Here is a 21,329-nt window from a genome sequence, read left to right on the forward strand (position 1 = left end):
TCCTCACACACGTTCCAGGATGGTCGCGGCGCCCATGCCGCTGGCGATGCAAAGCGTGGCAAGGCCCGTCTCGCGGTCGGTCCGTTCCATTTCGTCCAGCAGGATCCCGAGGATCATCGCGCCGGTGGCGCCCAGCGGATGGCCCATCGCGATGGCCCCGCCATTGGGGTTCAGCCGCGCCGGGTCGATGTCGAACGCCTGCATGAAGCGCAGCACGACCGATGCGAAGGCCTCGTTTACCTCGAACAGGTCGATGTCGTTTATCTCCATGCCCGATTCGCGCAGGATCTTCTCGGTCACGGGGACGGGGCCGGTCAGCATGATCGTGGGATCGGTGCCGATCTTGGCGGTGGCGCGGATGCGGGCGCGCGGTTTCAGCCCGCGCGCTTCGCCCCATTCGCGGCTGGCGACCAGAATGCCCGCCGCGCCGTCCACGATGCCCGACGAATTGCCGGCATGATGGATATGCCGGATGCGTTCCAGATGCGGGTATTTCATCATCGCGATGCGGTCGAAGCCGGGCATCGTCTCGCCCATATCCTTGAAGGACGGGTTCAGCGCGCCCAGGCTCTGCATGTCGGTGCCGGGGCGCATGTATTCGTCATGCGCGAGGATGGTCAGCCCGTTGATGTCGCGCACCGGGATCACCGATCCGTCGAAGCGGCCTTCCTCCCAGGCTTGTGCCGCGCGCTTCTGGCTTTCGACGGCGAAGGCGTCGGCATCGTCGCGGCTGAACCCGTATTCGGTGGCGATGAGGTCGGCGCTGATCCCCTGCGGGACGAAATAGGTCTTCATCGCGATGGACGGATCGACAGCGATGGCGGCGCCGTCGCTGCCCATCGGCACGCGGCCCATCATCTCGACCCCGCCGGCGATATAGGCCTGGCCGCTGCCGCCGCGCACCTGGGCCGCGGCCATGTTCACCGCCTCCATCCCGCTGGCGCAGAAGCGGTTGATGCTGACGCCGGGGATGCTTTCGTCCAGATCCGACGCCAGAACCGCCGTCCGCGCAAGGCAGCCGCCCTGTTCGCCGATCTGCGTGACGTTGCCCCAGATCACGTCCTCGACCGCATGCCCGTCCAGGCCATTGCGGTCCTTGAGCGCGTTCAGCACCACGGCCGACAGGCGTGCCGACGTCACCTCGTGCAGGGCGCCGTCCTTGCGGCCCTTGCCGCGCGGGGTGCGGATTGCGTCGTAGATATAGGCGTCGGTCATGTCGATCCTCCTTCGTCCGCGGAACGCGGCATCAAGTCGTAGGGGTGCTTCCAGCCGGGCAGGGCGGCGATGCAGGTCAGCCAGCGGTCGATCGCCGGCCAGTCGGCGCGCGCAAAGCCGAACGGTTCTTCGTAGAACAGATAGCCGCAACAGGCGGTGTCGGCGATGGTGACGGCATCGCCCACGATCCAGTCGCGGTCCTTGAGATGCGCGTCGAGGACGGCATAGGCCGCGCGCAGGCGGGCCTGCATGAAGTCGATGACCGGCTGGGGGCGCTTTTCGGGCGGCACGAAGTTCATCAGGAACCGCGTCATGCCCGCCTGGCCCGACAGCTTGTGATTGTCCCACAGGATCCAGCGCAGCAGTTCCAGACGGTCGGGATGGCCCAGCCTGCCACTGCGGTCCACGACGTATTGCTGAATGGCGCCCGACTGGGTCAGCGTCAGGTCGCCGTCCACCATGACCGGCACCTCGCCCATCGGGTTGAGGCGGCTGCGGTAATCGTCGCCGCGCGTTTCGCCGTTGAAGAAATCGACGAAACGCGGCCGCCAGTTCATCCCGGCCAGCTCGAGGCTGAGCGCGGCCTTGTAGGCGTTGCCGCTTTCGCCGAAGCAATAGAGGTCGATACTCATCGTGGCGCCCTTTGCATGAAGCGGACCGGGGGTTTCACACCCCAGGACCCCCGTGGGGTATTTTCGGAAAGATGAAGAACGGTAACGCGATGTTAAGGGCGACCGGTCCAGCATGGCGCTGCGGTACAGGCTGGGGAGCCGATGACCGCGAAAGGTGAAGACGCCGCCCCGGCCCGCGCTTTCCGATGCCGAAGGGCAGGTCGGTCGCGGGGGGCGGGGCGGTTTCATCTTTCTTCAAATACCCTCGCGCCGAAGGCGTCCGCCGGTGCCGCGCGCGTGGACCGGGCCGCCGATGCGCCGGGGTTTCCATCAGAAACCGGCCGCGTCCAGGTCCATCACCGGGGCCGCGCCGCTTTGGATGCGGGCCAGGTGCAGTGCCGTCGCGGGAAGCTGGCGGGCCATGTAGTAGCGTCCCGTCGCCAGCTTGGCGCGATGGAAGTCCGCATCGGACGCGCCGCCGTCCAGTGCCGCCTGCGCCGCGCGGGCCATGCGCGCCCACATCAGCCCCAGGCAGACATGGCCGAAAAGGTGCATGAAGTCATAGCTGCCCGCCAGCGCGTTTTCGGGATCCTTCATGCCGTTTTGCATGAACCACGTCGCGGCGGCCTGCAAATCCTTGCTCGATGCCTTCAGCGGGTCGAAGAAATCGGCCTTGATAGCGGCGTTGCCCTCGTTCTCCTTCAAGAAATCCTTCACCATCTGGAAGAACGCCATCACCGTCTTGCCGCCGTTCAGCCCCAGCTTGCGCCCGACCAGATCGAGCGACTGGATGCCGTTGGTGCCTTCGTAGATCATCGTGATACGGGCATCGCGGACAAATTGTTCCAGCCCCCATTCGCGCACGAAACCGCTGCCGCCCAGCGTCTGCTGCGCCAGCACCGTCGTCTCGAACCCCTTGTCGGTCAGGAAGCCCTTCAGCACCGGGGTCAGCAGCGACACCATCGCCTCGGCTTCGGCATCGTCGCGGCGGCGCGCGGCGTCGATCAGCGACGCGGCCCAGAGGACGAAGGCGCGCGCGGCCTCGACGAAGCTTTTCTGGTGCAGCAGGTTCCGGCGCACGTCGGGGTGAACGATGATCGGATCGGCAGGGCCGTCGGGATTCTGCGCGCCGGTCACGTCGCGCCCCTGAAGCCGGTCATGCGCGAAGGCGGCGGCGTTCTGGTAGGCGACGACGCCCTGCGCATAGCCTTGCAGCCCGACGCCGATCCGCGCCTCGTTCATCATGGTGAACATGGCGCGCATGCCCTTGTGCTTCTCGCCCAGCAGCCAGCCGGTCGCGCCGTCGTAGTTCATCACGCAGGTGGCGTTGCCGTGAATGCCCATCTTGCGCTCCAGCCCGCCGCAGGACAGCGCGTTGCGATCCCCCAGGCTGCCGTCGTCGTTCACAAGGAACTTCGGAACGATGAACAGGCTGATGCCCTTCACGCCCTCGGGGCCGCCCGGAATGCGCGCCAGAACCAGATGCACGATGTTGTCGGTCAGGTCGTGTTCGCCGGCCGAGATCCAGATCTTCTGGCCGGTGATGCGATAGGTGCCGTCGTCCTGCGGTTCGGCGCGGGTGCGGATCAGCCCCAGATCGGTGCCGCATTGGGGTTCGGTCAGGTTCATCGTGCCCGACCACGATCCCTCGACCATGTTCGGCAGATACATCGCCTTCTGCGCGTCGGTCCCGTGGGTGTGGATGGCGTTATAGGCCCCGTGGCTGAGGCCCTGATACATGTTGAACGCCATGTTGGCGCTGACGAACATCTCGCCCACGGCCGAGTTCAGCAGATAGGGCATTCCCTGGCCGCCATAATCCGGGTCGCAATCCAGCCCGATCCAGCCGCCGTCGCGCATCTGGTCATAGGCGGCGCGGAATCCCTCGGGCGTGCGCACGACGCCGTTTTCCAGCGTGCAGCCCTGTTCGTCGCCCACCGCGTTCAGCGGCGCCAGCACGTTCTCGGCCAGCTTGCCCGCCTCGCCCAGGATCGCGGCGGTGAAGTCGCGATCCAGATCCGCATAGCCCGGAATGGCGCTGGACCCGATATCGAGAACCTCGTGCAGAAGAAACTGCATGTCCTTCACGGGGGCGTTGTAGACGGGCATCGGCGGCTCCTTGCGGGGTTGGGTTCAGGCGGCGTCGGTGCGGCGCAGCTCTTCGAGCTTGCGCGCTCCCCAGTCGAGCTGGGCGCGAAGGTCGGTGATGGCCGCGTCCAGTTCTTCCTGGCGGCGTTCCATGTCCGCCAGATGGACCTTCGCGATCTCGCAGGCGCGCGACAATTGCAGTTCCTGCTTGTCGTCGGCATCGTAGAGGTCGAGCAGCTGGCGGATTTCTTCCAGACTGAAGCCGAAGCGCTTGCCGCGAAGGATCAGCGTCAGACGCGCGCGGTCGCGGCGGGTGAAAAGGCGCTTCTGGCCTTCGCGGATCGGCGACAGCAATTCCTTGGCCTCGTAAAAGCGCAAGGTCCGGGGCGTCACCTGATAGGTTTCGCACATCTGCCTGATCGTCATCACCGGGTCGTTCATCTTGTGTCCTTCCAAGGCGGCATGGGCCTCAGATGTGTTCCGAATCATCTGATACAACCGTGCCTTACGTTCACGTAAGCGGGACGTCGCGTCATCCCACCGACAACCGCGCTGAAGCCCGAACCGACGCCCGATGCAAGCCCCGAGGGCGCGTCAGAGCGTGCGCGCGACCTCGTCGCGGGTGGCCTGCAATTCGTCGATGGTCCGGCCGAGCCGGTCGCGCTGGGCGCGCAGGTCGGCAAGCTGCCGGTCGGCCAGGCGCACCCATTCGCGCATCTGCGCCTCGGTGCCCTGGCTGTCGTAGATTTCCAGCCACTGGCGGATTTCTTCCAGGCTGAATCCCCAGCGCCGGCCGCGCAGGATCAGCTTCATGCGCGCCACCTCGCGCGGGCCGTAAAAGCGCGCGCGCCCCTCGCGCTGGGGCTTGAGAAGTTCGATGTATTCGTAATAGCGCAGCGTGCGCGGGGTCACGTCGAAGCGCGCGCACATCTGCTTGAATGTCAGTGCGGTCTCGTCCATCGCCTCCGGCCTCTTTACGCAACGCTAGCCGGGTTGGGGCCTGCGTTCAATCGCGCGGGGCGGGTGCGCCGGTCAGTTTGCGCTTGTCCGCGCGCCCTTCGGCACGGCAAGAGGGACCGGCACCCTGTCCCGAGGACCGCATGACCGACAAGCTGACCCGTATCGCCGCGCAATTCATCGAGGCGATCCCCCATGCCCGATCGCTGGGAATGCGCCTGACCGCCATCGGCGAGGGTACGGCCACGATCGAGATGCCCTATGACGCGCGGTTCGTCGGCGATCCGGCGACGGGGGTGATCCACGGCGGGGCGGTGTCGGCGCTGATGGATACCTGCGGCGGGGCGGCGGTGATGGCGCATCCGACCGGCGCCACCAGCACCGCGACACTGGATCTGCGCATCGACTACATGCGCAGCGCGACGCCCGGCCAGACCGTGCGGGCGCGCGCCGACTGCTATCATGTGACGCGTTCGGTCGCGTTTGTGCGCGCCGTGGCGACCGATGACGACGAGGACCGGCCGGTCGCCACCGCATCGGGCGCCTTCACGGTCGAACGTCCGGCCGGTGCCGCATGAGCCGCGCCATTCCCGAACCCGTGCAGGTCGTCAAGCAGCGGCGCGACGCGGCCCTGGCCGCCCTGGTCGGCGGCGTGCCCTATATCCGCTATCTGGGCATCACCTTCGACCGGCGCGGCGACGAGCTGACGGCGCTGCTGCGCTATGACGACAAGCTGATCGGCAACCCCCGCCTGCCGGCGATCCACGGCGGCGTGACGGCCGCCTTCATGGAGGTGACGGCCATCATCGAGCTGGGCTGGCAGCAGGTCTGGTCGGGGATGGAGGCCGGCGCCCCCGAGCACGGCGCGCCCGAAGCCATGCCGCGACTGCCCAAGACCATCGACTTCACCGTGGATTACCTGCGGTCGGGCCTGCCGCGCGACGCCTATGCGCGGGCGACGGTCAACCGGTCGGGACGCCGCTATGCCAGCGTGAATGTCGAGGCGTGGCAGGATAACCGCGCCCGGCTTTTCGCGCAGGCGACGGGGCATTTCCTGATGCCGCCGCGGGACGATGGCTGAACCGCGTCCGGTCACGCATCGCCGGGTTCTGGCCGTCGCCCTGCCCATCGTGCTGTCGAACGCCACCGTGCCGATCCTGGGCGCGGTCGATACCGGCGTCGTGGGGCAGCTGGGCCAGGCCGCCCCCATCGGCGCGGTGGGGATCGGCGCGGTCATCCTGACGGCCTTCTACTGGATCTTCGGGTTCCTGCGCATGGGCACGACCGGATTCGCGGCGCAGGCGCTGGGACGGGGCGATAAGGACGAGGGCGCTGCGATCCTGTCGCGCGCGCTGGCCATCGCGGCGCTGGGCGGGGGCGCCATCGTCGCGCTGCAATGGCCGCTTTTCGCCGCGGCCTTCGCGGTGGCCCCCGCCAGCGCCGAGGTCGAGACGCTGGCGCGCGCCTATATGGGCATCCGCGTCTGGTCGGCGCCCGCGCTGATCGCGATCTATGCGATCACCGGCTGGCTGATCGCGGCGGAACGCACGCGCGGGGTGCTGGGCATCCAGCTGGCGATGAACGGCGCGAATATCGCGCTCGACCTGTGGTTCGTGCTGGGTCTGGGCTGGGGCGTGCGGGGCGTCGCCGCCGCCACGGTCATCGCCGAATGGTCGGGTCTGGCGCTGGGGCTGTGGCTGTGCCGCGACGCGTTCGCCACGCCCGCATGGCGCGACCGGGCGCGTGTGCTGGACCCCGCACGCCTGCGGCGTTTCGCGCAGGTGAACGGCGACATCCTGGTGCGGTCGCTGCTGCTGCAATCGGTGCTGGTGTCGTTCCTGTTCCTGTCGGCGCGGTTCGGCGACGTGCGGCTGGCGGGCAACCAGATCCTGATCCAGTTCCTGAACATCACCGCCTATGCGCTGGACGGTTTCGCCTTCGCCGCCGAGGCGATCGTCGGCGCCGCCGTCGGGTCGGGGCGGCGCGACCTGTTCCGGCGCGGGGCGGTCGTGACCGGCTTTTGGGGCGGCATCGGCGGCCTGCTGCTGGCCGCGGCCTTCGCGCTGGGCGGCGGTGCGGTGATCGACACGATGACGACATCGCCCGAGGTGCGCGAGGCCGCGCGCGCCTATCTGCCGTGGATGGTGGCCGCCCCGGTGCTGGCGGTCGCGGCATTCATGCTGGACGGCATCTTCATCGGCGCCACGCGGACGAAGGACATGCGCAACATGATGGCGCTGTCGGTGGCGATCTATGCGCTGGCGCTGGTCGCGCTGCTGCCGGTCTTCGGCAATCACGGCCTGTGGATGGCGCTGTCGGTCAGCTATGTCGCGCGGGCCGCGACGCTGGGCTGGAAGTACCCCGCGTTGGAACGGTCCATCGGCTAAAGCCAGGCGTCCCGTCCGCTGCCGACCGCATCGGCGACATTGGCGAACCCGTCGCGCGCCAAAGCGGCGTCGAGGTCGCGGGCGATGCGGGCGGCAAGCGACAGGCCACGATAGGACAGCGCGGTATAGAGTTGCACCGCGGACGCCCCCGCGCGAATTTTGGCATAGGCATCCGCGCCGCTGGCGATGCCGCCCACCCCGATCAGCGGCAGCGCGGTCAGCGTCGACAGCCGCGCCAGCACGCGGGTGGACCGGTCGAAAAGCGGCCGTCCCGACAGGCCGCCCGCCTGATCGCGGTGCGTCCTGCGCAGCCCGTCGCGCGCAAGTGTGGTGTTGGTGGCGACGATGGCGGCCAGCCCGGCATCCTCGGCCACTGCCGCAATGTCGGCCAATGCCGCCTCGTCGAGGTCGGGGGCGATCTTCAGCATCAGCGGAATGCCCGTCCCGTTCGCGGCCCGCGCGCCGTCCAGCAAGGCCGCCAGCGCGTCGCGCCCCTGAAGGTCGCGCAGCCGTTCCGTGTTGGGCGAACTGACGTTGATCGTGGCGAAATCGACATGCGGCCCGACGATCCGCAAAACCTGTCCGAAATCCGCCGCCCGGTCGGCGCTGTCCTTGTTGGCCCCGAGGTTGAGGCCCACGGGGATGCCGCGCGCCCGCCGGGCCAGCCGCGCGGCGATGGCGTCGGCGCCATCGTTGTTGAAGCCGAAGCGGTTGATGACCGCGCCGTCCTCGGGCAGGCGGAACAGCCGCGGGCGGGGATTGCCGGGCTGGGGGCGGGGCGTGGCGGCGCCGACCTCGATCCAGCCGAAGCCCGCCTGCGACAGCGGCGCCACCGCGACCGCGTTCTTGTCGAACCCCGCCGCCAGCCCGACAGGGTTCGGCAGGTCCAGCCCGGCGATGCGGGTACGCAGACGGTCGGACGCGACGGGGCCGGGGCGCGGGGCCAGTCCGGCGCGGATCGCCCGCAGCGCCAGCCCATGCGCGCGTTCGGGGTCGAGCCGCCGCAGGGCGGGCAGCGCCAGACGTTCGGCCAGACGTTCGGGCAAGCTCATCGCACGGCGTCGGGCAGGACGTGGATGCCGCCCGACAAAGCCAGCGGCGCATGCCAGCGCACCTCGTCCAGCCCCAGCGGGCGATAGAGATGCGGAAAGAGGTCGCCGCCCCTCGACCGCTCCCATTTCAGGGCATCGCCCAGATCGTCGGTGTCGCAGGCGCAGATCGTCAGGCCGGCCGCCCCCGCGAAATACCGCGCCAGCGTCTCGGCCACCTGATCGGCGGTCGAGAAATGGATGAAGCCGTCGGCCAGATCGACCGGCGCGCCGTCCGTGCGGCCATCGGCGGCAAGCTGCGCCCATTCGTCGGCGCGAAGGATCTTGTAGATCAGCATGGCGTCCTTTTGACATCTGGCGGGGCGAGGGGCCAGCCCCTCGCGCTCCCCGGGGTATTTCGGGAAAGATGAAGGGGTGCCGTAGGGTCACAAGGGCGCCGGGCAGGCGCGAACCTTTTGACAGCGGCGGTCGCGCGCGCCACGCTGCGCGCATGTTCCAACACGGGGGGAAAGACATGATCCGACTAGCGACGACCACCGCGACGCTGGCGCTGATGACCGGCGCCGCTTCGGCCTATGACCTGACGATTCTGCACACCAACGACTTCCATTCCCGGTTCGAGCCGATCACCTCGCGCGACAACACCTGTTCGCCCGAGGATAACGAGGCCGGCGAATGCTTCGGCGGATGGGCGCGGCTGGTGACGGCGATCCAGGACGCCAAAGAACGCGCGGACAACCCGCTGCTGGTCGATGGCGGCGACCAGTTTCAGGGCACGCTGTTCTACACCTATTACAAGGGCGCCCTGTCGGCCGAGATGATGAACGCGCTGGGCTATGACGCGATGACCGTGGGCAACCACGAATTCGACGACGGACCCGAAGTGCTCAAGACCTTCGCCGAGACGATCGAATTCCCGATCCTGATGTCGAACGCGGATCTCACGTCCGAACCGCTATTGAAGGACACCATCCAGAAATCCACCGTGATCGAGCGCAACGGCGAGAAGATCGGCCTGATCGGCCTGACGCCGCTGGATACGGACGAGCTGGCCAGCCCAGGCCCCAACGTAGTGTTCACCGACCCCGCCGAGGCGGTGCAGGCCGAGGTGGACAAGCTGACCGAGCAGGGGGTCAACAAGATCGTCGTGCTGTCGCATTCGTCCTACAAGACCGACCTCGATGTCGCCAAGAACACCACCGGCGTCGATGTCATCGTGGGCGGTCATTCCAACACGCTGCTGGGCGACATGGAGGGGGCGGAAGGGCCCTATCCGACGATGGTGGGCGACACCGCCATCGTTCAGGCCTATGCGTATGGAAAGTATCTGGGCGAACTGAACGTGACCTTCGACGACGAGGGCAAGATCGTCAGCGCCAGCGGCGCGCCCATCCTCATCGACAGGTCCATGGCCGAGGATCCGGCCGTGGTCGAGCGGATCCGCGAGGCGGCGATCCCGCTGGACGAGATCCGTAACAAGGTGGTCGCCGAAGCCGCCGAGCCGATCGAGGGCGATCGCACGATCTGCCGCGTGCAGGAATGTTCGATGGGCAACCTCGTGGCCGATGCGATGCTGGCCCGCGTCGCCGATCAGGGCATCGACGTGGCCATCGCCAATTCGGGCGGCCTGCGCGCCAGCATCGAGGCGGGCGAGGTGACGATGGGCGACGTTCTGACGGTGCTGCCGTTCCAGAACACGCTGTCCACCTTCCAGGTCGACGGTGCCACGCTGAAAGAGGCGCTGGAGAACGGCGCGAGCCAGATCGAGGAGGAAGCGGGCCGCTTCGCGCAGGTCGCGGGCATGACCTATGCGGTCGATCCGTCCGCGCCGGTGGGCGAACGCGTCAGCGACGTGACGGTGGGCGGCGAACCGCTGGACATGGACAGGACCTATGGCGTGGTCAGCAACGATTATGTCCGCAACGGCGGCGACGGGTATTCCATGTTCGTCGATGCCGCGAACGCCTATGATTTCGGGCCGGACCTGGCGGATGTCACGGCCGAGTACATGGCCGCGCAGGACGGCGCCTATCGGCCCTACACCGATGGCCGCATCACCATGAAGTGACGCATCCTCAGCGGGGCGCGTTCTGGGGGTGCGCCTCGCTCTCGTCCTGGCGGGCGGCATCGTGGGCGGCCTCGGCATCGTCGCGGGCCGCCGCCATCTCGCCTTGGTCCGTCTCGGCCAGCAGCGCCGTCTGCGGGGTCGAGATGCGACCGCCCGGCACCGGCTGAAAGCTGCCCTTCGCCGCTTCGGCCACGGGCGCGCGCCGCGACATGCGGTAAAGCGTATAGAGGATGATCAGGATGTGCGCCCCGGCCGTGACCCAGTAAAGCGCCGAATTGCCCACGTTCGTCATGCCCCATCCGGCCACCAGCGGCCCCACGACGGACCCCAGACCGAAGATCAGCAGCAGGCCGCCCGAAATCTGGATGGCGGTGCCGGGGGCCGCGTGGTCGTTCGCGTGCGCCACGATGATCGGATAGAGCGCGAAGATCGACCCGCCCAGCAGCGCGGCCAGCAACAGGTTCTCGGTCCGGCCCGTGGGCGCCCAGAAGATGAACGCCAGATCCGCGATCAGCGCCAGCACCGCGACCCCCACCAGCACCTTGCGGCGATCCGTCCGGTCCGACAGAATCCCCACCGGGATCTGAGCGACGGCCCCTGCAAGAATCGGGACCGAGGTGAAGACGGCCACCGCGGTCAGCATCAGGCCGACCCGTTCGGCATAGACCGCCGCCAGTGCGCCGAAGGCCGCGTTCGAGATGCCGACGCAGAAAACGGCGAAGACCGCCACGGGCGAATTGCGCCATAATCCCCGCAGATCCAGGCGAACCGATACCAGCGGCGCCGGCGTGCTGGTCGAACTGATCGCCGTGGGCACCAGCGCCAGGCAATAGAAGATCGCCCCAAGCGCGAAGAAGGTGAACCCCGCCGGATCGCCCAGCGTCAGCATCAACTGGCCCGCCGTGCTGGCCGCCAGGTTGACCATCGTATAGATGCCGAAGATACGGCCGCGCGTTTCGGGCGCGGCGCGTTCGCTCAGCCAGCTTTCGACGATCATCGCGGCGCCCGCGAAGCAGAAGCCGCAGACGCCGCGCAGCACGATCCACGCCACCGGCGTCAGCAGCAGCGCCGAGCCCAGGATCGACACCGCCGCAATGGCCGACATGGCGCTGAAGGCGCGCACATGCCCGACCCGCGCCACCAGCCCCGATGTCAGCGCGCAGCCCGACACATAGCCGATGGCCCATCCCGTCCCCAGCAGGCCCAGCGAAAAGGCGGTGAACCCTTCGATGGAACCGCGCACCGGCAGCAGCAGCGCGTTGATCCCGCCCGCGAACAGCAGAAAGGCGGATCCGATCAGCAGGGCGCTGATCGGCAGAATCTGGCGGACCATGGCAGGCTCCTTCGGTTGAGGGGCCTTCTAGGTCAGGATCGCGGGCCGGGCCAGTTGTGGCGTCGCTGCCGGCCCGCGTCGCAGGGTCAGTCGGGGTGGAATCAGTTGGGAATGTCGCCGGTCAGCCCCTCGACATAGAAATCCATGCCCAGCAGCGTCGCGTCGTCGGCGGTCTCGCCCTCTTTCAGCCATTCGCTGCCGTCCTGCCGGTTCAGCGGGCCGGTGAAGGGATGGTATTCGCCCGCCGCGATCCTGTCCCGGATCTCCAGCGCCTCGGCCTTCACGTCGTCGGGGACGGCCGTGATCTCGCCGATCTCGACCATGCCGGGGCCGATCCCGTCCCAGGTGTCGTCGCTTTCCCAAGTGCCGTCCATCACCGCCTGGACCCGGTCGATGTAATAGGGCGCCCAGTTGTCGATGATGGAGCTGACGCGCGGGCTGGGCTTGTATTCGGCCATGTCGCTGGCCTGGCCGAAGGCGATGACATTGCCCGCCTCGGCCGCGGCGGCATGGGGCGCGGTCGAATCGGTGTGTTGCAGGATCACGTCGGCGCCCTGTTCGATCAGCGCCTTGGCGGCGTCGGCCTCCTTGGCGGGGTCGAACCAGGTGAAGGCCCAGACGATGTTGAACTCGACATCCGGGTTGGCCTTCTTGGCGGCGATATAGGACGCGTTGATGCCGCGGATCACCTCGGGGATGGGATAGGACGCGATATAGCCGATCTTGTTCGTCTCGGTCATCTTGCCGGCGATATGGCCCAGCACCGCGCGCCCTTCGTAAAAGCGCGCCGAATAGGTGCCGACGTTGTCTGCCCGCTTGTAGCCGGTGGCATGTTCGAACTTCACGTCCGGGAACTTCTTGGCTGTGTTGATCGTCGGATCCATGAAGCCGAAGGACGTGGCGAAGATCAGGTCGGCCCCCGACAGCGCCATCTGCGTCATCACCCGCTCGGCATCGGCGCCTTCGGGAACGCTTTCCTGATAGACGGTCTCGACCTTGTCGCCGAAATGCTCCTCGACCTTCAGGCGGGCCTGGTCGTGTTCATAGGTATAGCCGCCGTCGCCGATCGGTCCGACATAGACGAAGCCGACCTTCACCTTGTCGTCCTGCGCGAAGGCGGGCTGCATGAAGGCCAGCGCCGCCGCACCGAGCAGCGTGGTGCCCAGGAAAGTTCTGCGGATCATGTCGTGTTCCCCTGTTGATCGCGTCACTGCGACGCGTGGAATGATTGGCCCAGCGATGCGGGCGCGGCCGCGGCCCCCCTGCGGCGCGCCGACATCAGGACCAGCACCGCAATCGTTATCAGGTAGGGGGACATCGACAAGTATTCGACGGGCAACGCCACGCCCGCCGCCTGAAGGTTCAGTTGCAGCACCGTGACCCCGCCGAACAGATACGCGCCCAGCAGCACCCGGCCCGCGCGCCACGACGCGAAGACGACGATGGCCAGCGCGATCCAGCCCGCGCCCGACGTCATGCCTTCGGTCCATTGCGGCACCCGCACCAGCGAAAGATACGCCCCGCCCAGCCCAGCGCAGGCGCCGCCGAAGGCGATGGCCGCCATGCGGATCGCCACCACCTTGATTCCCAGCGCATGCGCCGCCGCGTGGTTTTCGCCCACCGCGCGCAGCGTCAGCCCCGCCCGGCTGCGGTTCAGGAACCACCAGACCGCGAAGGTCAGGAGCAGCGAGAAATAGACCACCCAGTCATGGCCGAAGACGACGCGGCCGACGAAGGGCAGATCGCCCAGCGGCCCGAGATCCAGACGCGGCGTGGCGGGCGGACGGATGCCGCTGTAGGATTGCCCCATCAGCGATGAAATCCCCAGGCCGAACAGCGTCGTCGCCAGCCCCGTCGCCACCTGGTTTGCCAGCAGGAACTGCGTCAGCACGCCGAAGACCGACGCCAGCGCCGCGCCCGCCACCGCCGCCGCGACAAAGCCCGCGACGGGCGATCCGGTCTCGACCGCGATGGCGAAGCCGCCGATGGCGCCGACGATCATCATCCCTTCGACGCCCAGGTTCAGCACGCCCGCCTTCTCGACCACCAGCTCGCCCAGGGCGGCCAGCAGCAGCGGGGTGGACGCCACCATCAGCGACGCCACCAGCAGCGTGGGCGAGATGACGCTCAGATCCATGCCGGCCCCCGCATGGCGGCGTTCGCCTTCGGCGAGGGTATTTGAAGAAAGATGAAGGGCGCGGTCATGCGATGTCCCTGCGGCCGACGCGGATGCGGAAGTTCGTCAGCACGTCCACCGCCAGCAGGAAGAACAGCAGCATCCCCTGAAACGCCTGGATCGCCGCGACGGGGATCCCCAGCATGAAGCTGGCCAACTCGCCACCGATATAGGTCAGCGCCATCAGCAGTCCGGCCAGCAGGATGCCCAAAGGGTCGAGCCGCCCCAGAAACGCGACGATGATCGCGGTGAAGCCGTAACCGACGTTGAAGTCGATGCCGATCTGCCCCGCCGGGCCCGTCACCTCGAACACGCCGGCAAGCCCGGCAAGGAGGCCCGCGGTGCCGAAGCAGAACAGAACCAGCCGCGCGGGGTTCACCCCCGCGAAGCGCGCGGCGCGCGGCGCCTGTCCGGCCAGCTTGATGTGAAACCCCGTCAGATGCCGGTTCAGTACCACATAGGCCAGGATCACCGCGATCAGCGCCGCGACCACGCCCCAATGCGCGCCCGTTCCCGCGATCAGTTCGGGATTGGCCGACGATGCCCATTGCGACAGGTTGCGGCTGCCGGGAAAGCCGCCGCCTTCGGGATTGCGCAGCACGCCCACCGCCGCCGAGGCCAGCAGGCTTTCGGCCACATAGACCAGCAGCAGCGATACGAGGATTTCGTTGGTGTTGAACCGGGTCTTGAGAATTGCGGGGATCATCGCCCAGGCCCATCCGCCCAGTGCGCCGGCCAGCACCATCAGCGGAAAGATGAACCATGCCTCCATCGGATAAAGCGCCAGACCCGCGCCCGCGCCGCAAAGCGCGCCGACGATGTATTGCCCCTCGGCGCCGATGTTCCAAACGCCGGCCCGGAACCCCAGCGCAAGGCCCGTGGCGATCAGCACCAGCGGCCCCGCCTTGACCAGAAGCTGGGGCCGGGAATAGGCGGCGAATTGCGGGTCGAACAGCGGATCCCAGAAGATCGTGCGGATCGCCGCCACCGGATCCTTTCCGAGTGCCGCGAACATCAGCCCGCCCGCGATCATCGTCAGCGCCACGGCCAGCAGCGGCGCACCCCAAAGCCAGGCGCGGCTGGGTGCTGCGCGGCGCTCCAGCGCGATCATGCCGCTTCCCCGCGGACGCCGCCCAGCATCAGGCCGATCTCCTCCATCGTCAGGCCGCGCATGGGCCGCGGCGCCGACAGGCGGCCCGCGTTCAGCGCGGCGAACGTATCCGAAACCTCGGTCAACTCGTCCAGATCCTGACTGATGACGATGACGCCCGCGCCGTCGGAGGCCAGATCCAGCAGCGCTTGGCGGATGGCGGCGGCGGCCGACGCATCGACACCCCATGTCGGCTGGTTGACGGCCAGCACCACCGGCGCCTGAAGGATTTCGCGCCCGATGACGAATTTTTGCAGGTTGCCGCCCGACAGCGCCTGCGCCGCCTGGCCCGGACCGGGCGTGCGAACGTCGAAGGCGGCGATCACGGCACGGGCGAAATCGCGTGTGGCGCGCCAGCGGATGAAGCCGTGCCGCGCCAACCCCTTGCGTTCGTGCGCCGTCAGCAGCGCGTTCTCGGTCAGGCTCATCGCGGGGGCGGCGGCATGGCCCAGACGTTCCTCGGGGGCGGTCAGCAACCCCGCGCGCCGCCGCGCATCCGGCCCGTCGCGGGTGATGTCGCGCCCCGCCAGCGTCACGCGGCCCGCGGCGGCGCGGCGTTCGCCCGCGATCACCGCCAGCAATTCGTCCTGACCGTTGCCGGCCACACCGCCGATGCCCATCACCTCGCCCGCGCGCAGGGTCAGCGACACATCGTGCAGCGCCGTCCCGAAGGCATGGGTCGCAGGCAGCGCCACACCGTCCAGCGTCAGCACCGCGTCGCCCGGATCGCGCGCGATGCGGGCGGGCGCCGTCAACCTTGCGCCGACCATCATCTCGGCCAGTTCGGCGGCGCTGTGATCGGCCGGGGTGCAGGTTGCGACCACACGGCCGCCGCGCAGGATCGTCGCGTGGTCGCAAAGCGCGCGGATCTCCTCCAGCTTGTGCGAGATATAGAGGATCGCCGTGCCCTCGTCGCTCAGCTTTTCCAACGTGTCGAACAGCAGCCGCACCTCCTGCGGGGTCAGTACGCTGGTCGGCTCGTCCATGATCAGCAGGCGCGGCGATTGCAGAAGGCAGCGCACGATCTCGACCCGCTGGCGTTCGCCCGCCGACAGCGTGCCGACGATGCGCGCAGGCTCCAGCGGCAGGCCATAGGCGCGGCTGACCTCGCGGATGCGCTGCGCCAGTTCCGACCGGGGCGGCGGCGTATCCATCCCCAGCGTGATGTTCTCGGCCACGTCCAGCGCGTCGAACAGCGAAAAGTGCTGGAACACCATCCCCACGCCCGCCGCGCGCGCCTCTTTCGGCGAATGCGGCGCGTGGGGCGCGCCCGCCAGCCGCATCGTGCCGGCATCGGGCCGCACCAGACCGTAGATCATCTTGACCAGGGTGGACTTGCCCGCGCCGTTCTCGCCCAGCAGGGCATGGGTGCTGCCTTCGGCGATCCCGAACGACACCGCATCGTTGGCGACGACGCCGGGATACGCCTTGGTCAGCCCATCCAGCGTCAGGATATCAGCCATGCGCGCGCCTTCCGTCCGCCCGGCGGGCGCGGTCCAGCAGACGTGCCGCCACCCCGATGGCGATGGTCTGCGGATGCTTGCCCAGCGACGGATCCCCGATCGGGCAGTCGATCCGCGCCAGATCGGCGTTGCCATGGCCCAGATCGCGCAGCCGCTTACGGAACCGCGCCCATTTCGTCGCCGACCCGATCAGCCCGATCCCGCCACAGCGCCGCGACAGCAGCGCGTCGCACAGCGCCAGGTCGAGCGCATGCGAATAGGTCACGATCACATGGCGCGCATCGTCGGGCGCATGGCGGACGGCAAGAACCGGGTCGGCCGCCACCAGTTGCGCGACGCCGTCCGGTATCGCGGCCGGAAAGCGGGCCGGCGCCGTGTCGATCCATGTCAGCGCCAGCTCGGGCAGCGGCGACAGGACCGCGACCATCGCCCGCCCGACATGCCCGGCCCCCCAGATCCAGACGGGCCGGGTGCGCCGCGCCAGCGGCTCGACCATCCAGCCGCCGTGCAGGCCGGGCGCGGGCAGAACCCCCGAACCCCGCGCCCGGCTGCGCAGTCGCGCGACGCTCAACGGAACCTCGCCCGGCCCGCGCGCCACGATGCCGCCGCCTGTATCCAGCCGCGCCAGCGACGCCGCGTCCCAGGCTTCGGTCCACAGCGTCACCGCCCCCCCGCAGCACTGGCCCAGCGACGGCCCCAGCGGATGCCGCGTCACGCCCCGCGCGCCCTCACGCGCGGCCTGCGCGGCCTGCCATTCCAGCGCGCCGCCGCCGATCGTTCCCGCCTGTCCGCCATCCCAAAGCAGCATCGCCGCCCCCGGTTCGCGCGGGACGGATCCGCGCGCCTCGGCCACCGCGACGCGCAGCACCCGCCCGTGCAGGGCGACAGCCTCGGCGATGGCGTCCAGATCGAAGCTCATCCGCGCGCCCGCCGCACCGCCGCCAGCACCCGTTCGGCCGTGGCGGGCGCGTCCAGCGCGGGATAGTTCGGGCCGCAGGCCGCGCAGGCATCGCTCAGCGCCATCAGCGCGGAAATCCCCAGCATCAAGGGCGGCTCGCCCACCGCCTTCGAGCGATAGATCGTCTCGGCCCGGTTCTCGCCGTCCCACAGCGCCACGTTGAAGACGCGCGGCCGGTCCGACATGGCCGGGATCTTGTAGGTGGACGGCGCATGCGTCGTCAGCCGGCCTTTGTCGTCCCAGACCAGTTCCTCGGTCGTCAGCCAGCCCGCGCCCTGCACATAGCCGCCCTCGATCTGGCCGATGTCGAGCGCGGGGTTCAGCGATGCGCCCGCGTCGTGCAGGATGTCGCAGCGCAGGATGCGGTTCTCGCCGGTCAGCGTGTCGATGACCACTTCGGTCACGGCGGCGCCATAGGCGAAGTAATAGAACGGCCGCCCGCGCCCGGCGATGCGGTCCCATTCGATATCGGGCGTGCGGTAATACCCGGTCGAGGACAGGCTGACGCGCCCCATATAGGCCAAGGCCACCGCGCGCGGAAAATCATAGACCTCGCCCCCGGCGCGCACCTGCCCGCCCTCGAACCGGATCGCGGCGGCATCGGTCTGATGCAGCCCGGCCAGATAGGCGGCGATCCGGTCGCGGATCGTGTCGCAGGCCGCCTTGACCGCCATGCCGTTCAGATCCGCCCCCGAAGACGCCGCCGTTGCGGATGTGTTGGGCACCTTGCCGGTATCGGTCGCGCTTATGCGCACCTGCGACACGTCGATGCCGAAGCGGTCGGCCGCCACCTGCCGCACCTTGGAATGCAGCCCCTGACCCATCTCGGTGCCGCCGTGGTTCAGATGCACGGACCCGTCCTGATAGACATGCACCAGCGCGCCCGCCTGGTTCAGATGCGTCAGCGTGAAGGAAATGCCGAACTTCACCGGCGTCAGGGCGATTCCGCGCTTCAGCACCGCGTTGGCCGCGTTCCAGTCCGCCACCTTCTGGCGCCGGGCGTCGTAATCCGCCGTTTCGGCCAGCCGCGCGGTCAGCCGGTGCAGGATGAAATCCGTGACCGGCATGTGATAGGGCGTGGTCTGCACACCGGGCGGCGGCGCGTGGACCGGACCGACCGGCTCGGCCACCTCGTGCAGCGCGCCGCGGCTGGCGATGTCGGCCTCCTTCATCTTTCCCGAAATACCCCCGGGGGGGGCCGAAGGCCGGGGGGCGGACAGCCCCCCTTCGGGGTCGCCATCCGCGTCGGCATAGAAGTTGACGCGCCGCACCTCCAGCGGATCGCGCCCCAGCGCATGGGCGATCTCGTCCATCACCCGCTCGATCCCGACCATGCCCTGCGGCCCGCCGAAACCGCGAAAGGCGGTCGCCGATTGCGTATGCGTGCGCAGCCGGTGGCTTTCGATGCGGCAATGATCCAGACGATAGGCGTTGTCGGCATGCAGCATCGCGCGATCGGCGACGGGCAGCGACAGATCCTGGCTCCATCCGCAGCGGGCGTATTGCCTGAATTCGACGCCCCGCACCCGCCCGTCGCCGTCGAACCCCACGTCATAGTCGATGCGGAAATCGTGGCGCTTGCCGGTGATCGTCATGTCGTCGTCGCGGTCGTAACGCATCTTGCAGGGCCGCCCGGTCGCCCGCGCCATCACCGCGCAGGCGACGGCCAGCGCGTTGCCCTGGCTTTCCTTGCCGCCGAACCCGCCGCCCATGCGCCGCACCTCGACGCGCACGGCGTGCATAGGCAGGCCCAGCGCCTCGGCCACCTTGTGCTGGATCTCGGTCGGATGCTGGGACGACGAATGGACCACCATCTCGCCCCCCTCCTGCGGCAGGGCGAGGGCCACCTGGCCTTCCAGATAAAAATGCTCCTGCCCGCCGATCTCGATCCGGCCGGTCAGTCGGCGGGGCGCGTCCGCGATGGCGGCGGCGGCGTCGCCCTTGGCATAGATGCGCGGCCCGTCCTCGTATCGTGCATCCGCCGCCAGCGCGTCGTCGATGGTCAGAAGCGCGGGCCGCTCGACGATCTCGAGGCGGGCCTGCCGCACCGCCTTGCGCGCCGCCAGATGCGATACAGCGGCGACGGCGAAGATCGGCTGGCCCATGTGGTGCACGATGCCGTCGGCCAGCAGCGGTTCGTCATGCGCGGCGGGCGCCACGTCGTTGGCGAAGGGCAGGTCGGCCGCCGTCATCACATGCACGACGCCCGGCGCGGTGCGCACTGCCTCGAGATCCAGCGCCGCGATCGCGCCATGCGCGGCGGGCGACAGGCCGAAGGCCAGATGCAGCGTGTTGGCGGGCACCGGCAGGTCGTCGATATAACGCGCGGCGCCCGTGACATGCAGCGCGGCGCTTTCGTGGGGCAGGGGACGCGCGACGCTCATGGCTGCACCTCCAGCACATGCAGCGGGCTGTCGGCGCAGGCGCGCGCGATCATGCCGCGCGCGGCCTCGATCCGATAGGCGGCGCTGGCGCGCATGTCCGACAGCGGGGTGAAGTCCCGCGCCAGCGCCTCCTGCGCCTCGGCCACCGTCCCGCCCGCCAGCAGCACGTCCTCGACCGCGCGGGCGCGCTTGGGAATGCCCGCCATGCCGCCGAAGGCGATCCGCGCCGCCGTTACGCGGCCCCCGTCGCGCGCGATGGCGAAACACCCGCACACGGCCGAGATGTCCTGGTCGAACCGCTTGCTCAGTTTGTAGCAGCGCAGGATGTCCGGGCCGTCGGGGATCGTCACCGCCTCGACGAACTCGCCCGGCCCTCGGTCCTGCCTGCCGTAATCGACGAAGAAATCCTCCAGCGGAATCGACCGGCGCGCATCCCCGCGCCGCAGATGCAGCATGGCGCTCAGTGCGATCAGCGCGGGCGGGTTGTCGCCGATGGGCGATCCGTTGGCGATGTTGCCGCCGAGCGTCGCGGCGTTGCGAACCTGGACGCTGCCATAGCGGCGGATCAGCTCGGCATAGGACGGATGGCGGTCGGTCATCGCCTCCAGCATCCGGGTCATCGTCACGCCCGCACCGATGCGCAGCCCGTCCGGCCCCTGCTCGATCCGCTGCAAATCCGTCACGCCGTTCAGAAAGGCGACCTGGCCCAGATCGCGCAGCCCCTTCGTCACCCAAAGCCCCACGTCCGTTGCCCCGGCGATCAGCACCGCGTCGGGGTTTTGCGCATACCATCCGGCCAGCGCGTCGGCGTTGCGGGGCCGGAACCCCGCACCGGCGCGGCCCGGATCGCCCTGCGCCGATGCGCCGGTCGCGGCCAGGGAATCGCGGTGTCCCCAATCGGCGGACACCGTGCCGTGCGACGGCGCTTCCTTCGCGCCGCCTTCGGATCCATCGGAACCCTCCGCGCCCTTCACCGGCGCATCCCGCATCCAGTCGGGCACCGGCGCAGCCTCGGCGGCTTCGGCGGCGCGGCGGATCGGCGCATAGCCGGTGCAGCGGCACAGGTTGCCGGCAAGCTGGTCGTCGTGGTCGGTGCGTCCGTTCAGATGCGCGGCGGCCATCGCCACGACAAAGCCCGGCGTGCAGAACCCGCATTGCGATCCGTGATGGTCGATCATCGCCTGCTGCACGGGATGCAGCGCGCCGTCCGGCCCGGCGATCCCCTCGACCGTGCGGATCGCCATGCCGTCCAATTGCCCCATGAACAGGATGCAGGCGTTAAGCGTCCGTGCGCCGTCCGCATCGGTGGCGATCACCGTGCAGGCGCCGCAATCGCCCTCGTTGCAGCCTTCCTTGGTGCCGGTCAGCCCCCGCGTCTCGCGCAGCCAGTCCAGAAGTGTCGCCGTCGGGGCGACATCGGCCGCCACCGGATCTCCGTTCAGTCGAAACCGGACGTGCATGTTCCTGTAGTCCGCCGCCTTACCCTCTTC

At 68.8% G+C, this 21,329-nt stretch carries 19 protein-coding genes; 4 read left to right on the forward strand and 15 right to left on the reverse strand.

Annotation, left to right across the window (positions count from 1 at the left end):
- Positions 1-3: 3 nt before the first annotated feature.
- The 5 genes from OCGS_RS05865 to OCGS_RS05885 form a co-directional block, all read right to left on the reverse strand.
- Positions 4-1,215 (reverse strand): acetyl-CoA C-acetyltransferase, encoded by a 1,212-nt coding sequence (locus OCGS_RS05865; RefSeq protein ID WP_007426309.1) that lies wholly within the window; start codon positions 1,213-1,215, stop codon positions 4-6.
- Complete coding sequence (locus tag OCGS_RS05870; RefSeq protein ID WP_007426310.1) at positions 1,212-1,847, reverse strand: glutathione S-transferase family protein; 636 nt, start codon at positions 1,845-1,847, stop codon at positions 1,212-1,214. Before OCGS_RS05870 ends, OCGS_RS05865 begins: the two co-directional genes overlap by 4 nt.
- A gap of 309 nt (positions 1,848-2,156) precedes the next feature.
- Entirely contained in the window at positions 2,157-3,935 is a 1,779-nt protein-coding gene (locus tag OCGS_RS05875; RefSeq protein WP_007426311.1) for an acyl-CoA dehydrogenase C-terminal domain-containing protein, read from the reverse strand.
- A gap of 24 nt (positions 3,936-3,959) precedes the next feature.
- Entirely contained in the window at positions 3,960-4,355 is a 396-nt protein-coding gene (locus tag OCGS_RS05880; protein ID WP_007426312.1) for a MerR family transcriptional regulator, read from the reverse strand.
- Positions 4,356-4,508: 153 nt separating this feature from the next.
- Positions 4,509-4,874, reverse strand: coding sequence for a MerR family transcriptional regulator (locus tag OCGS_RS05885; protein WP_007426313.1), 366 nt, complete (start codon positions 4,872-4,874; stop codon positions 4,509-4,511).
- 140 nt (positions 4,875-5,014) lie between these two features.
- Here OCGS_RS05885 and OCGS_RS05890 point away from each other — a divergent pair, with 140 nt between their 5' ends.
- The 3 genes from OCGS_RS05890 to OCGS_RS05900 are packed head-to-tail and all read left to right on the forward strand — an operon-like array spanning position 5,015 to position 7,258.
- On the forward strand, positions 5,015-5,449 hold the full coding sequence (locus tag OCGS_RS05890; RefSeq protein ID WP_007426314.1) for a PaaI family thioesterase: 435 nt from the start codon (positions 5,015-5,017) through the stop codon (positions 5,447-5,449).
- Complete coding sequence (locus tag OCGS_RS05895) at positions 5,446-5,952, forward strand: PaaI family thioesterase (protein WP_007426315.1); 507 nt, start codon at positions 5,446-5,448, stop codon at positions 5,950-5,952. Before OCGS_RS05890 ends, OCGS_RS05895 begins: the two co-directional genes overlap by 4 nt.
- Complete coding sequence (locus tag OCGS_RS05900) at positions 5,945-7,258, forward strand: MATE family efflux transporter (protein ID WP_007426316.1); 1,314 nt, start codon at positions 5,945-5,947, stop codon at positions 7,256-7,258. Before OCGS_RS05895 ends, OCGS_RS05900 begins: the two co-directional genes overlap by 8 nt.
- Here the strand turns inward: OCGS_RS05900 and OCGS_RS05905 are convergent.
- Positions 7,255-8,310, reverse strand: a complete 1,056-nt coding sequence (locus tag OCGS_RS05905) for a quinone-dependent dihydroorotate dehydrogenase (RefSeq protein ID WP_007426317.1) — start codon at positions 8,308-8,310, stop codon at positions 7,255-7,257. The genes OCGS_RS05900 and OCGS_RS05905 overlap by 4 nt on opposite strands.
- Entirely contained in the window at positions 8,307-8,645 is a 339-nt protein-coding gene (locus tag OCGS_RS05910; RefSeq protein WP_007426318.1) for a DUF952 domain-containing protein, read from the reverse strand. The genes OCGS_RS05905 and OCGS_RS05910 overlap by 4 nt, the downstream gene beginning before the upstream one ends.
- A gap of 176 nt (positions 8,646-8,821) precedes the next feature.
- On the opposite strand from OCGS_RS05910, the gene OCGS_RS05915 reads away from it, so the two are divergent.
- Positions 8,822-10,375: a bifunctional metallophosphatase/5'-nucleotidase gene (locus tag OCGS_RS05915; protein WP_007426319.1), complete on the forward strand. Its 1,554-nt coding sequence runs from the start codon at positions 8,822-8,824 to the stop codon at positions 10,373-10,375.
- Positions 10,376-10,382: 7 nt separating this feature from the next.
- Here OCGS_RS05915 and OCGS_RS05920 read toward each other — a convergent pair whose 3' ends face one another.
- From OCGS_RS05920 to xdhA, 8 genes are all read right to left on the reverse strand, one after another.
- Positions 10,383-11,708 (reverse strand): MFS transporter, encoded by a 1,326-nt coding sequence (locus tag OCGS_RS05920; protein ID WP_007426320.1) that lies wholly within the window; start codon positions 11,706-11,708, stop codon positions 10,383-10,385.
- Between the two features lie 101 nt (positions 11,709-11,809).
- Positions 11,810-12,892 carry a BMP family ABC transporter substrate-binding protein gene (locus OCGS_RS05925; RefSeq protein WP_007426321.1) on the reverse strand — a complete coding sequence of 361 codons (1,083 nt, stop codon included), beginning with the start codon at positions 12,890-12,892 and terminating at the stop codon, positions 11,810-11,812.
- 23 nt (positions 12,893-12,915) lie between these two features.
- Positions 12,916-13,845, reverse strand: a complete 930-nt coding sequence (locus OCGS_RS05930; RefSeq protein WP_007426322.1) for an ABC transporter permease — start codon at positions 13,843-13,845, stop codon at positions 12,916-12,918.
- Between the two features lie 64 nt (positions 13,846-13,909).
- A complete protein-coding gene (locus OCGS_RS05935; RefSeq protein WP_007426323.1) occupies positions 13,910-14,995 on the reverse strand; it encodes an ABC transporter permease in 1,086 nt (361 codons plus the stop codon).
- Entirely contained in the window at positions 14,992-16,497 is a 1,506-nt protein-coding gene (locus OCGS_RS05940) for an ABC transporter ATP-binding protein (protein ID WP_007426324.1), read from the reverse strand. The genes OCGS_RS05935 and OCGS_RS05940 overlap by 4 nt, the downstream gene beginning before the upstream one ends.
- The gene (gene xdhC, locus OCGS_RS05945) at positions 16,490-17,416 is read right to left on the reverse strand and encodes a xanthine dehydrogenase accessory protein XdhC (protein WP_007426325.1); all 927 of its coding nucleotides are present in this window, start codon (positions 17,414-17,416) and stop codon (positions 16,490-16,492) included. Before xdhC ends, OCGS_RS05940 begins: the two co-directional genes overlap by 8 nt.
- On the reverse strand, positions 17,413-19,839 hold the full coding sequence (gene xdhB / locus OCGS_RS05950; RefSeq protein ID WP_007426326.1) for a xanthine dehydrogenase molybdopterin binding subunit: 2,427 nt from the start codon (positions 19,837-19,839) through the stop codon (positions 17,413-17,415). Before xdhB ends, xdhC begins: the two co-directional genes overlap by 4 nt.
- Positions 19,836-21,299 (reverse strand): xanthine dehydrogenase small subunit, encoded by a 1,464-nt coding sequence (gene xdhA / locus OCGS_RS05955; protein ID WP_040610633.1) that lies wholly within the window; start codon positions 21,297-21,299, stop codon positions 19,836-19,838. Before xdhA ends, xdhB begins: the two co-directional genes overlap by 4 nt.
- Between the last annotated feature and the right edge of the window lie 30 nt (positions 21,300-21,329).

Origin of the sequence: Oceaniovalibus guishaninsula JLT2003 (genome assembly GCF_000299575.1) — a bacterium.
In the GTDB taxonomy this organism is placed as follows: domain Bacteria; phylum Pseudomonadota; class Alphaproteobacteria; order Rhodobacterales; family Rhodobacteraceae; genus Palleronia; species Palleronia guishaninsula.